At 60.7% G+C, this 13,002-nt stretch carries 11 protein-coding genes; 3 read left to right on the forward strand and 8 right to left on the reverse strand.

Annotated features, from left to right (window positions below):
* Window positions 1-32 precede the first annotated feature (32 nt).
* Complete coding sequence (locus tag ACQZ60_RS21210; protein ID WP_448736084.1) at window positions 33-1,280, forward strand: glycosyltransferase family 4 protein; 1,248 nt, start codon at window positions 33-35, stop codon at window positions 1,278-1,280.
* The gene (locus ACQZ60_RS21215) at window positions 1,277-2,428 is read left to right on the forward strand and encodes a glycosyltransferase family protein (RefSeq protein WP_448736085.1); all 1,152 of its coding nucleotides are present in this window, start codon (window positions 1,277-1,279) and stop codon (window positions 2,426-2,428) included. Before ACQZ60_RS21210 ends, ACQZ60_RS21215 begins: the two co-directional genes overlap by 4 nt.
* On the opposite strand, the gene ACQZ60_RS21220 is transcribed toward ACQZ60_RS21215, so the two are convergent.
* The 6 genes from ACQZ60_RS21220 to ACQZ60_RS21245 form a co-directional block, all read right to left on the reverse strand.
* The gene (locus ACQZ60_RS21220; RefSeq protein WP_448736086.1) at window positions 2,394-3,134 is read right to left on the reverse strand and encodes a copper homeostasis protein CutC; all 741 of its coding nucleotides are present in this window, start codon (window positions 3,132-3,134) and stop codon (window positions 2,394-2,396) included. The genes ACQZ60_RS21215 and ACQZ60_RS21220 overlap by 35 nt on opposite strands.
* Window positions 3,135-3,159: 25 nt before the next feature.
* Window positions 3,160-4,365: an MFS transporter gene (locus ACQZ60_RS21225; RefSeq protein ID WP_080856809.1), complete on the reverse strand. Its 1,206-nt coding sequence runs from the start codon at window positions 4,363-4,365 to the stop codon at window positions 3,160-3,162.
* 62 nt (window positions 4,366-4,427) lie between these two features.
* Entirely contained in the window at window positions 4,428-5,861 is a 1,434-nt protein-coding gene (locus ACQZ60_RS21230) for a M81 family metallopeptidase (protein WP_020808525.1), read from the reverse strand.
* Between the two features lie 12 nt (window positions 5,862-5,873).
* Complete coding sequence (locus tag ACQZ60_RS21235) at window positions 5,874-7,793, reverse strand: beta-N-acetylhexosaminidase (protein ID WP_448736087.1); 1,920 nt, start codon at window positions 7,791-7,793, stop codon at window positions 5,874-5,876.
* Window positions 7,794-7,837: 44 nt separating this feature from the next.
* Window positions 7,838-8,620 (reverse strand): SDR family oxidoreductase, encoded by a 783-nt coding sequence (locus tag ACQZ60_RS21240; RefSeq protein ID WP_448736088.1) that lies wholly within the window; start codon window positions 8,618-8,620, stop codon window positions 7,838-7,840.
* Window positions 8,621-8,702: 82 nt separating this feature from the next.
* Window positions 8,703-9,566 carry a MurR/RpiR family transcriptional regulator gene (locus ACQZ60_RS21245; RefSeq protein WP_003504906.1) on the reverse strand — a complete coding sequence of 288 codons (864 nt, stop codon included), beginning with the start codon at window positions 9,564-9,566 and terminating at the stop codon, window positions 8,703-8,705.
* Between the two features lie 243 nt (window positions 9,567-9,809).
* On the opposite strand from ACQZ60_RS21245, the gene ACQZ60_RS21250 reads away from it, so the two are divergent.
* On the forward strand, window positions 9,810-10,295 hold the full coding sequence (locus ACQZ60_RS21250) for a hypothetical protein (RefSeq protein WP_448736089.1): 486 nt from the start codon (window positions 9,810-9,812) through the stop codon (window positions 10,293-10,295).
* A gap of 152 nt (window positions 10,296-10,447) precedes the next feature.
* Here the strand turns inward: ACQZ60_RS21250 and ACQZ60_RS21255 are convergent, their stop codons facing one another.
* Together ACQZ60_RS21255 and ACQZ60_RS21260 are read right to left on the reverse strand one after the other, a co-directional pair.
* Complete coding sequence (locus tag ACQZ60_RS21255; protein ID WP_020809503.1) at window positions 10,448-11,560, reverse strand: ABC transporter ATP-binding protein; 1,113 nt, start codon at window positions 11,558-11,560, stop codon at window positions 10,448-10,450.
* Window positions 11,561-11,747: 187 nt separating this feature from the next.
* Window positions 11,748-12,980, reverse strand: coding sequence for an ABC transporter substrate-binding protein (locus tag ACQZ60_RS21260; protein WP_003521275.1), 1,233 nt, complete (start codon window positions 12,978-12,980; stop codon window positions 11,748-11,750).
* Between the last annotated feature and the right edge of the window lie 22 nt (window positions 12,981-13,002).

The following is a 13,002-nucleotide window of genomic DNA, read 5'->3' on the forward strand; positions in this document are numbered from 1 at the left end:
ACAAACACCGCTTCAAAAGAGACACGCGCAACGTGACCGATACAAAAAAAATCGTGGTGCTCCTCAAGGGCTATCCGCGCCTGTCCGAGACTTTCATCGCCCAGGAGCTTTTGGGACTGGAAAAGGCCGGGCTTAAACTCGAACTCATGTCGATGCGCCGGCCGACGGACAAGAAGCGCCATCCCGTTCACGATGAAATCCGCGCGCCCGTCACATATCTGCCGGAATATCTGCACGAGGAGCCGTTGCGGGTTTTGAAGGCGCTTTGGGCCTGCCGCAGGAAGCCGGGCTTCACCAAAGCGCTCCGCCGGTTTTTCAACGACCTGCCGCATGATCTCAGCCGCAATCGCTTCCGCCGTTTCGGGCAGGCTGCGGTGCTCGCGCATGAATGGCCGGCGGATGCCGAATGGCTGCATGTCCATTTCATCCACACGCCCGCCTCGGTCGCCTCCTATACCCACCTCATCACCGGCACGCCCTGGACGATCTCGGCACACGCAAAGGATATCTGGACTTCGAACGACCGCGACCTTGCCGCCAAGCTGCAAAGCGCCCGCTGGGCCGTGACCTGCACTGCCGGCGGCTTCCAGCATCTGCAGACCCTTTCCGGGGCCAGGCAGAATGTGCATCTGAGTTATCATGGCCTCGATCTCACCCGTTTCCCGCATTTCGACACGCCACGACCGGCAAGAGACGGTTCAGATGCCGATGATCCGGTCAGGATTTTGAGCGTCGGCCGGGCGGTCAAGAAAAAGGGCATCGATATTCTCCTGCGCGCGCTCGCCTCGCTGCCGCAGGATATCCATTGGCGCTTCACCCATATCGGCGGCGGCGATGAACTGGCCTCCCTGAAGAAACTTGCAGACGAACTCGGCGTCGCCGACAGGATCGTCTGGACCGGCGCCATGGACCAGAAGCAGGTGCTGGAGAACTACCGGGAAGCGGACCTCTTCGCCCTTGCCTGCCGCATCACCAGCGATGGCGACCGCGACGGCCTGCCAAATGTGCTGGTCGAGGCCGCGAGCCAGGCGCTGACCTGCATCTCCACCAATATTTCCGGCATTCCGGAGTTCTTCGTCAGCGGTGAAAACGGCCTGCTGACGGAACCGGAAAATCCGGCAGCCTTCGCAGAGGCCCTGCGCACAACCATCACCGATCCGCAATTGCGCCAGCGTCTTGGCAGTGCCGCCGAAAACCGTGTGCGCACCGCCTTCGACCACCGCACCAGCATTGTCGAGCTGAAGGCCCTGTTCGAGACCGAGTGGGAAAAAACGCCATGACCGATACGGAAAAACGCCCCTGCGTCTTCTTCTACGTCCAGCACCTTCTCGGCATCGGCCATATCGCCCGCGCCAGCCGCATTGCCAACGCCCTTCAGGCGAACGGTTTCGATGTCGTGCTGGTCACGGGCGGCACCCCGGTTCCGGGCTTTCCGGGCGAGGGCATCCGCCATGTCGAATTGCCGCCCATCGCCGTCAGCGACGGCAGCTTTGCCGGCCTGGTCGACAGTTCCGGCAAACCGGTGGATGACGACTTCAAGAAGCTTAGAACCGACATGCTGATCGGCGCCTATCACGGCGCAAAACCCGATATCGTTATCATCGAGGCCTTCCCCTTCGGTCGCAGGCAGGTGCGTTTCGAATTGTTGCCGCTTCTCGATGAGATAGAAGACAGCGAACCGCGCCCGCTCGTCATGGCGTCGCTGCGCGATATCTTGCAGGAAAAGACCAAACCGGGCCGGGACGAAGAGACCGTGTCGCTGGTGAAGAAACATTTCGATGCGGTGCTCGTCCATGGCGATCCGGATTTCGCCCGGCTGGAAGACACGTTTCCCCTCGCAGGCGAGATCAGCCAGCGCATCCTCTATACCGGCCTCGTCGCCCCCCTTCCGCCGCCGGAACCGGCGGAAAAATTCGATATCGTGGTTTCCGCAGGTGGCGGCGCAGTCGGTGCCGCACTTGTCCGGGCGGCTCTCGAGGCTGCCCCCCTGCTGGATGGCATCAAGAACTGGTGCCTCGTGACCGGTCCCAACATGCCGCAGGCGGATTTCGATGCGATCTCGGCGCGGGCGGCGGGGAATGTGTCCGTCTTCCGTTTCCGCAAGGATTTCGCAAGTTTGCTCGCCGGCGCACGGCTTTCGATTTCACAGGCCGGTTACAACACCGTCTGCGATATTCTTCAGGCAAAATGCCGCTCGCTTCTGATCCCCTTCGCAGCCGGAGGCGAAACCGAACAGAGCGCCCGCGCCGAACGGCTGGCGCGGCTGGGGCTGGCGCATGTGCTGGAGGAGAAGGATATTTCGGCGCAAGCGATGGCCGATGCCATCAAGGCGGCATTGTCCTTGCCGGCACCCGGCACGATCACGCTCGATCTCGATGGCGCGGCCGGAACGGCTAAAGCGCTGCGCCATCTTTACGATGAGCGGTGAGGATCGTCTTCAACTCCCGAACCGCCGCCTCATCGGTAACCTTGCGCCCTGCGCCCGTGAAACCGAGCTTCGCCACCCTGCTGTCGGGATCAAAGGATGGAACGGCGGAACAGGATGCGTGGATTTCCGTGATCGGAAAGCGATCCAGCAAGGTCTGAACGCTCTGCGGACGCACGCCGGCACCGGGCATGAGGACGATCCGGCCTGCCGCCATCTCGGACAGGTGGGCCAAAGCCTCAATCCCCTCAAGCGCCGAACGCGCGCCGCCTGAGGTGAGAATTCTTGGGAACCCCAATGCGATGGCGGCTTCCAGCGCCTCGTCCATGTCAGGCACGACATCGAAAGCGCGATGCAGCGTCACATCCAGCCCATCGGCATGACTGCACAATTCTTCAAGCAAGCCAATATCGAGTGAACCATCGCCACGCGATGCGCCGAGTACCACGCCGGAAAGACCGGCCGCCCTTGCCGCATCAATATCGCGTTTCATCACATCCGCTTCGTCGCGCGTGAACACGAAATCGCCGGCGCGCGGCCTGATCATGACGCTCACCGGCAACCCACAGGATGCCGCGCGCTGCATGAAACCCGCCGACGGCGTCACACCGCCGCCCGAAAGCGCCGCGCAGAGCTCAATCCGATCAGCCCCGCCGCTGACCGCCGCTTCCAGACCGGCGACATCGTCCACGCAAATTTCGAGAATCATCGTAACCTCTTTCATTTGGTGGCCGTTACCTGCGGCGGCCCTTTCCATCAAGCGCGTAAAGCATATAAACGCCGCCGAGCCCTACGATCGCCCCCAATATGGAAGTCCCCGAATAGCTGGAGACCAGGGTTCCAACGGCAAAAATCAACGCGCCCAGACCAGCGCCGAGGAAGATATTGACCGCAATCAGCGAGCTTCCGAGTCCCGGCCGGTCCGCGATCAGTTCCTGCAGATAGGTAATTGGAATGCTGATGATCGCGGCCGCGCCCAGCGCACTGATGACCGTTTGGGCGTAGATATGCCACGGCGCTGAAGCAAGCCCCTGCAGAATGAGATAGATGGCGTAAAGCCCCGCTCCCGCCGCAAGTGTCAGCGTCTGCGGAACCTTCTTCTCGATCCAGCCCCACAGGAGAATGAAGACGATTTCCAGCGCAGCGACGATACCCGCAACAATGCCGATATCCGCCACCGTGCCCCTCGCCTGTCCGGTTATGATGAGCGAGCGCACGGAATCGTTGAGATGCAGCATCGAGCAGATGAGCGCGATGGCGATGATCCGGAGCAGCACCCGCCGCGATCCGATTTCCGCAAGCGAGGCACGCAGGCCGAACCGCGCTTCGGTATTTGCCGATGCCGGCGTGGCGGCCCGCGGCAGGCAGAAGGCAACGAGCAGAAAGCAGACAAGCGCGCAGATGCCCGAAAACAGGAATGCCATCAGCATATTGCCGGAATTCACCAGAAAAACACCGACAATGCCCGGCACCAGCACCCAGGAAAGCGAGATGGTTGCCCGCATGATCGAATTCACCGCGATCATTTCACCCGTCGAAAGGTTGCGCGCATCGGCGCGCACATGGGCGAAGATCAACGAATTCATCGCTCCGAAAATCGGCAGAAGCACAAGCTTCGCGGCAACGAAGGCGGTGGCGTTGCCGGCCAGATAGACCAGCAGATAACCGCTGACACCGAAGAGCGCGATATAGAGCATTGGCTTGCGATATTCACCCAGCCTGTCTGCGACGATGCCCATCAACACGCTGGCGCTGACATTAATGACGGCGGCAAACAGCATCAGCAGCGAATAGACGCTGTTGCTCAGCCCGATTTCGCGAATACCGATGACCGCCTGATAGGGAGCGGTCGCCGCATTCGAAAACCCGAAGAACAGGATGGCGAGCGCCCCGATGCGGATCGACGGATTGTTGATGACGATGGAAAGAGCCGACGGCATGGATATTCGCCTGAGATGATCCGGCACCGCCGGATCGCTGGGTAAAAGCTACCGAACCGCTGTCATCGCCAGCGGGCCGAAAGGATGGGCTGAGGGGTATAATCGAAATGCGGCTTCCATGGGTAAAAATCGCCGTCCCGGCGGCGATTGGAAAGGTTTTCGATATCCTGATTGATGACCCCTTCCGTCAGCGCCATGAGGTTGGGATTGGCGATAGGCGCAAGCTCCGGTGAAAGATAACCGGACTTGACGACCAGCAGCCGCACCTCCTTCGGATTAAAGCCGAGACGGGTGAAATCGGAAATCATGTGATAAGGCCTGCGCCGCGCCGCCAGAATGACCGTGATGCCGCCGATGGCGACCACTGCCTGCCGCTGGTCAGCAGCACCTGGATCGTCCAGTTTCACAACGCGGGCCTCGACGGTCACGGACGGGCTCTGCGGATCGAGACTGCCGCCGATCTTCAGGGAAAGCGCAGCACCTTCGCCGGCCGCAAAACAGGCTTCGACCGCCGGCCTGTCGGTGATGCCGCCCAGCAGCGCACCCTGCCAGTTGCGCGCAATCAGTGCGACCAGAACATCGGCGCGATCGCCAACCCCGCCGCCGGTCGGGTTATCGCCAGAGTCGGCCAAGATGATCGGTCGCGTTGCCGTGTTCTCGGCGATATCCAGAATGGCCTCAAGCGGCTCGGTCACGGGGCCGAAACGAAAATCCTGCCGGGCATCCCAGTAGGATTGCGCGATCTCGGTCGCGACAGCCTGTGCGGCCGCTTTGTCCGTTCCCGTCACCACGGCGCAGGCCGTCGCCCGGGGTTCGTCCGCCCAGACGTAGCCGATCATGAAATTCGCATCCCAAATGCCGGGCCGCGCATCGTGATCCGGCAGAACGGCATAAAGGCTTTTGGTGGGTTCGTCTTCCGTGGAGGTCTTCTCCCCCGGCAGCAGAACGGGGATTTTCGCCCAAGCGACGCCGGGCTTTTCGCCCGTCTTCAGGGCCTTCAGCAACATCGTCCACGCCCGCACCATCGTCTCGCGCACATCGATATGCGGCGCAGTTCGATAGCCGGCAAATATGTCGAGCTGATCGATGATCGTCTGGCTGACATTGCCATGCAGATCATAGCTCGCAGAGACCACGACATCCGGCCCGACGACAGCGCGGGCGCTTGAAATCCAGTCACCTTCCGCATCGTCCATACCTTCGACATTCATCGCGCCGTGCATGGCGAGATAAAGCCCGTCCAGCGGCAGGCAGGCCTTAAGGCGTTCGAGAAACTCCGCCTTGAACGCCTCATAGGCCGCGCGCGAAACCGGTCCGCCCGGCACCGCCCGCGCATGCAGAAGCGGCAACACGTCCGCCCCGCCCCCGCCGAGGAAATTGAAATACTCGGCCTCCAGCAGTTCCGCGCCGCGAAAGACGCGGAAGTCCTGCTCGCCCATCAGCACCGGCGAATAGGTGCTGCATTCGGTATGAATTCCACCCACGGCAATACGCATGTCGGTTTCCCCTCAATAAACCGGGTTCAAGGGGACGATGGCCGCAAAACGCAGCCAGTCCTTTTGCGCCTTTGGCGTCCACGCCGCCTCGGCAATCGCCGGCAGACGGGGGAAAACCAGATGGTTGAAATAGGCGCGATTGAGGAAATGTTCGGACCAGATGCAGGCCTGAACGCCCTTCATCCGCTCCTTCAACTCCTCGGGAAATTCGCCGACGGCCTCATAGGCATAAGTATGCGAAGGCGGAACAGTGCCGGCCCAGCTTGCGCCCGGCTCCTGCCATGCTTCATCCTGCACCATGTCGAGATAATAGGCCTGACCCGGCGTCATCACCACGTCATAGCCCTGCTTTGCAAGCTCAAGCCCGACTTCCGGCTTCTGCCACGCCATCAGCAACGTTCCGGCGGGATCGACACCGCCGCCATGGGAAACCTCGTCCCAGCCGGCAAGCTGGCGGCCGCGCTCATGCAGCATCGCCTGAATGCGCTTCATGAAATAGGACTGGATGCCAAAGGTGCCGTCGAGTCCTTCCTTTTCCATCAGCGCCTTGGCAAGCGGCGAGGCCAGCCACGACCCATCCGCAACCTCATCGCCGCCAATATGGATCAGCCGCGACGGGAACAGCTCCACCATCTCGTCGAATATCTTGCCGAGGAATTCATAGGTCGGCTCGATGGCCGGGTTGAGCGCATTGTTCGGGTATCCCTGCACAGAGCGGTAGCTGTCCGGCGCCTCCTGCCCATCCGTCAGCTCCGGATAGGCCACGAGAGCCGCCGTGCTGTGGCCGGGAATATCGACTTCCGGCACGATTTCGACGTTCAATGCTGCCGCATGCGCGACGACCATGCGCACCTCATCCTGCGTGTAATAGCCGGAGACCGGCTCAGCCCCGTTACCGAGCTGCGGCAGAAGCGGCGCATCCGGACCGCGCGTGGCGCCAACGGTGGTCAGCAGCGGATAGGCCTTGATTTCGAGCCGCCATGCCTCGTCATCCGTCAGGTGCCAATGGAAGCGGTTCATGCGCAGCCATGCGAGAATATCGATGAGCCGCAGCATATCGCCTGTCGGATAGAATTGCCGCGAGACATCGAGATGGCAGCCGCGCCAGCTATAACGCGGCGCATCGCTGATGGTGCCGGAGGCCGGGAAGCGGAATTGGGGATCGATGCGCGCGCCATGCAGCAGCTGCGCCAGAACCGTCAGGCCATATTGCAGACCGGCAGCGGCCGAATATTCCACAACCACCGCTTCTTTTGAGAAAGTGAGGCGATAACCTTCCGCTTCCAGCCCGCTATGCCGCTTGAAACGAAGCGGTTTTCCCTCATGAACCGGCGCAAGGCTGAAGGGCACGTGCCCGACGGCAAAGAGCCGACGGAACAGCGAAAGCACGGTTTCCACCGCAAGCACTTCTTCTGCACGCGCATCTTCCGCCGGGAAGAGCGCGACGGGAAAACCTTCGCCCGGTTCGGCATCGATTTCAGCGGGCCAGGGCTGGATGGAAAAGGGCAGATCGAGCTTGCCTTCGGGAAGCAGCACCGGTGCCGGCTCGCTGTGACGCCCATCCAGCATCAGGTCACCGACATCGACGGCGCGATGCGTTCCATCGGCAAGGCTGAGATAGGCGGATTTCGCGCCATCCGTGCGATGTCGGGCCGGCCGCAGCAGGCCATCGACGGTGAAGCGCCAGGATTTCCCCGGCTCGAGCACGAAGCCCGCCGGGGGTGCAAACTCATGGAAATTGGCGTTGCGGCGCAGATAAACGGCATTGTCGCAAGCGGGGTTGTCTACCGTCCGCGTCAACGACGTGTAGACGATGCGAAAATCCTTCAGCGGCTCGCGGGAAAGATTGACCAGAGTAAAGGTGAAACCGCCCGAGGCGGAATCTTTGAGCGGATGCCAGGAATTTTCGAGACGATAATGTGCGAGCGCCATGATGCTCCCCTCTATTGCGCATTGAGCCCTCAGGAGGGCTTCGGTCAGTAATGTTCGGATTGCGAGAAGGTCCGGGCCAGCGGCGCCTGCCCCGCCGTCAGTCCGCAATCGACCGGCAGGCACACGCCGCTGATCGCCTCCGCCTGCGGGCCGGCCAGAAAGGCGACGGCGTTGGCCACATCTTCGGGCCGCACGATGCGTTGCAGCGGATACCAGTGCTTCGCCTCTTCGAAGACCTGAGGATTGGCGGCGGCCCGCGCCTCCCATGCCTGGGTGCGCACGGTGCCCGGCGCAACGGCATTGGAACGGATGCCGAATTTGCCATATTCCACAGCGATCAACCTGGTCAGATGGATCAGCCCGGCCTTTGCGGCGCTATAAGCCGGGTGGCCGAAGACCGCCATGCCGTTGACGGACGTGATATTGACCACCGACCCCTGGGTCCGCTTCAACGCCTCCTCGAAAGCCCTGAAGCAGAGAAACGGCGCTTCCAGATTGAGGGCATTGTCCCTGCGCCATATATCGGCGGTCGTGTCGTGCAGGCTGACCGCTCTTGCGGCGCCTGCATTGTTGACGAGGGTTACAACATCGCCCAGCTCCGCAACCTCGGCGGCCAGCCTCGCAAGGTCCTGCGGATCGGTGACATCGCAGGTTTTCGCAACGAAGCGGGGACTGGAAAGCAGGGATAGCGCGCTCGAAAGGGCGCCGGGGTCGATATCGACCAACACGACCTTTGCATGGCTTTCAGCGAGCGCCGTGGCAATTGCCCGGCCAATATCACCTGCCGCGCCGGTAACGACGGCGAGCTGGTCTTTCCTGTCCTTCATCTCCTACAACTCCCTTGAAGCTTTCCGACCCGCCACAAAGCGGGTCTCAGGCAAAGCAGCCTGTATTTTTCGTCAGCCCGCCTCAGTCACCGAGCAATTGCTTGTCATCCGGGTCACGATGTTCCACGAGCTGCTGCTTGATGTGACGTAACGTCACCATCGATCGTTGCCGTTGATGATAGGCAGCAAGCGTCGCCAGAACATCGACGGCGGCCAGATAGGCGTAGCGCGATGAGGTGGGGCGGAAGATATTGTTTCCCTCGGGCACATTGACGGCCACCACCATGTCGGCGGCCGCGGCAACAGGCGTGTCGCTCTGGGTGAGCGCGATGGTGGTGACCCCCATTTCCCGCGCCAGCCTGAAACATTTCACCAGTTCCATGTTGCGGCCGGAAAAGGACGAACCGATGATGACGTCTTCCTTGCGCGCCGCAGCCGTCATCATCAGCTGCATGCTGTGATCGGCACTGGTCGAAACGCGCAGGCCCAGGCGGAACAGCCGGTTCTGGATTTCCGAAGCGATCATCGAGGAATTGCCGCCTGCGCCGAAAGCATAGATCATGCCGCTATTGGCGATCCTGATCGCCGCTTCATCTGCAAGGGCGGGATCGAGCGTCCTGTGCAGCAGGAAAAGCGCTTCCTGCGCCTTGGCGAGCACCTCTTCCGCCACATCCGAGGGACCGGTGCTGGAGGGTTCGGAGGTGAGGTATCGGATACCCACATAGGCCGTCTTGGCGAGGCTGACCTTGAAATCCGAAAAGCTCTGGCACCCCAGCCGACGGCAAAACCGCGTCACGGTCGGCGGCGACACTTCGGCGCGGGCCGCAAGCTCGATGATCGAGGCATTGACGGCGAATTCGAAGTCCGAAACCAGAATATCGGCAATCCGCCGCTCCGACTGCGAGAATTGTCCCCTGTCTTCCTGTATTCTTGCGAAAATATCCATGTTCACCGGTCTCCGTTCCGCCAAAACTTAAGGCTTGGCCCCGTTTCCGATGCACCCTAAGAAAGCGCGCCCGTCAACCGCATAGATCCATGAATCGAGGATGTTTCGTTTTGCTGACGACACCACGCACACCTTTGATTTGAAAATTATTTTCTCTGTTGATTGAGAGATGAGCATATGCCAACAATCAACACCAGAGAAATCTCCAAATCTTGAAAATAATTTCAATAATGGACCCAAACCATGCGTGATCCCTTCAAAAACCCCTTTCCCGAAACAGACATCGCCCGCCATTCCATCTGGGAGATGCTGGTAACGCGGGACATCGACGCTTTTCTGGCCGCCGACTGGTCGAAGGTCGCGGATGATTTCGTTGAGGACGGCTTTCTCGGCATCAACGCCAACCGGGGTGCGAACCCGGACAATTGGCGCCTTTCCTTCCCTTCGCTCAGCGCCTATCGCGACGAGTGGCTGCGGCAGGCGCAGGATTTTCAAACCCAGCAATTCGCGGAGGACCCGCGCGATGCGATCTTTGCGACCACCACGCTGGAAGAAATCGAAGTGGAAGGTGAGACCGCGCTGGTGCGCAAGAAGTTCGACGGTGGGCTTCGCAAGGCCGATGGCAGCTTCGACGTCATGAAATGGCAGACGCTCTATTATTGCCGGCTGCATCAGGGACGCTGGAAGATCAGCGGTTTCACCGGCTACATGCCCAACCCCATGCCGTGATCCAGCGGACATCTGGAAAAGCTTTGCACGCCGGGCCGAAAGCCCGGCGTTGTTTTTTCGTCTGGAAGGGGCGGAAAAATGCTGCCGGAGACGGATCGCGTCAGGAACAGCCGGGCATGGAAAAACAGATAACATGGCCCGGCTCCTGCGCCTTATTGGATCAGCTTGAGGACTGAAAGATCGACGCGCCGCTCCAGCGCAATGCCGCTTTCGTCAAACAAATGGCAATCCGATGCCTTGATACCGGTGACGATGGGCTCATCCACGACCACAGGAGCGGAGCCGGAAAGCAGCGCGCAATAATTCTCACCTGTCGGCGCGGCGCCATAGGCGATGGTATTGACCCCGAGCCGCTCGATCACGCTGGGCGCGACCGTGACATTGAGGTCGGCCGTTTCGAGGCCGGTATGTTCCGGGCGGATGCCGAGCGTCAGCTGCGCGCCTTCAAGACCGGCGCGGGGCTCCACCGGCACGGTGATCGTCTGGCCCTCATATTCCACCGTCACACCCTCGGCGCTGACGGATTTGCAGGTGACCTTCAGGAAATTCATCTTCGGGTTACCGATGAATCCTGCCACGAAGAGGTTAGCCGGCTTGTGATAAAGCTCGAGCGGCGCACCGACCTGGGCGATTTCGCCGGCATTCAGCACCACGATGCGGTCGGCCATGGTCATGGCTTCCACCTGATCGTGGGTGACATAGATCATCGTCGCCTTCAGCGTCCGGTGAAGATTGGTGAGTTCGATGCGCATATCGGCGCGAAGTGCTGCATCGAGGTTGGAAAGCGGCTCGTCGAACAGGAATATCTTCGGCTCGCGAACGATGGCGCGGCCGATCGCCACGCGCTGGCGCTGGCCGCCGGACAACATGCCGGGGCGCTGCTGCAGACGCTGATCGAGCTGGAGAATCTTGGCGACGCCCTCGACCTTCTGCTTGATCTTGTCCTCCTCCATCTTCTCGACGCGCAGCGGAAAAGCGATGTTTTCAAAAACCGTCATGTGCGGGTAGAGCGCATAGGACTGGAACACCATGGCGATACCGCGCTTGACCGGCGGCAAGTCATTGACCTTCACGCCATTGATGACGACGTCGCCACCGGAAATATCCTCAAGGCCCGCGATCATGCGCAGCAATGTGGATTTGCCACATCCCGAGGGACCGACAAAAACGACGAACTCGCCATCCCTGATGTCGAGCTGAACGCCCTTGATGACTTCGAAATGTCCATAGTTCTTGCGGACGTTGTTGAGATAAAGCTGACCCAAGACTTGCCTCTCCCGTCAGCGGCCGACATCTGGCCACGTTCAGAGATGTTCCGAAACAGGGGCAAAGCCACACCGGATCGGAACCGTTGAAAACAGGGGAAAGAGCATCCCGGAAGACGCAAGGCATTCCCACGGCGAAACTTGCCGGATGCGGACGGCCAGCGCCCGCATCCGTGCTCATGAAAGATTATTTATACTGCTCGAGAGCCGAAGCCGCTTTCTTCGCGGCATCTTCCGGTGTTGCCTTGCCAGTGACGACAGACTGCACCATCTCGATCATCGTGTCCTGGAAACCCTTGTAGTCCGTGAAGAGCGGCTCGGGACCGCCATAGGCGATACCGTCGATCAGCGGCTTCCAGAAGGGATCCTTGGCGATGAATTCATCGACCTTCGGCGACGGACGCAGCGGGGTGAGGCCCGCGCCGCCCTGCAACTCGTATTCGCCCTGCGGGCCGGGAGAGGTGATGAATTTGGCGAATTCGGTCGCCTTTTCTTCCACGCCGGTTCCCTTGAAGATCGCAAGGCTGTCGGTGATGAGCAGCGTGCCGGGACCCTTTGCTTCCGGGCCAAGCGGCAGCGTGGCGATGCCCCAGTTGATCTTGGTTTCCTGCAGGCGTGTGGCGGCGCCCGAACCGGCCTGGATCATGCCGACCTTGCCATCGAGGAAGATGGCGCGGATTTCGTTCTGCTCATAGGCCGTCGGACCTTCGACGGAATAGGGCGTGATGTCCTTATAGGCCTTCAGCGCTGCAACAACCTGCGGGCTGTCGACGGTGATCTTGTCGCCGTCGATCACCTTGCCGTTGTTGGTGTAAACCCAGTGCATGAACTGGTGCATGGTGTTGTCGAAGGTCTTGGCGGGCAGGCCGTAACCGGCGATGCCTGTCTTTTCCTTGATCTGCTTGGCGAAAGCGATCTCTTCGGCCCAGGTCTTCGGCGGCGTTTCCGGATCGAGACCCGCCTGCTTGAACAGGTCCTTGTTCCAGTAAAGCGCCTTGGTCGAGAAGGCGACCGGCACACCCCACTGCGTGTCCTCGAAGGTCACGGTGTCGACGATGTTGGGGTAATAGCTCTTCTTTTCGTCTTCGGTCATCGGCACCGGAACGATGAGATCGTTCTGCGCGAACTGCTTCAGCGTGCGCGAACCCACATAGGCCATGGCGACCGGGGTGCCGGCGGCGGCGAGCGTGGTCGCCTTGTCCTGGCACTGGGCCCAGCCGACGACCTCGGGCACGACCTTCCAGCCCTCGTTCTTGCCTTCCCATTCCTTGATGTATTTCTCATGGATGGGGTCCATCTTGTCGCCGCAATAGATCCAGCTGATCTCCTTGTCGGCGGCGTGCGCCGTCACCGTCGTAAGGGCAGTGGAACCGGCAAATGCGAAAGCGCAGAGCGCCAATCCGTAATGTTTCAGTGCCATAGGTAGTCTCCCGTTTTGGTGG

Source organism: Agrobacterium sp. 22-223-1, assembly GCF_053522385.1.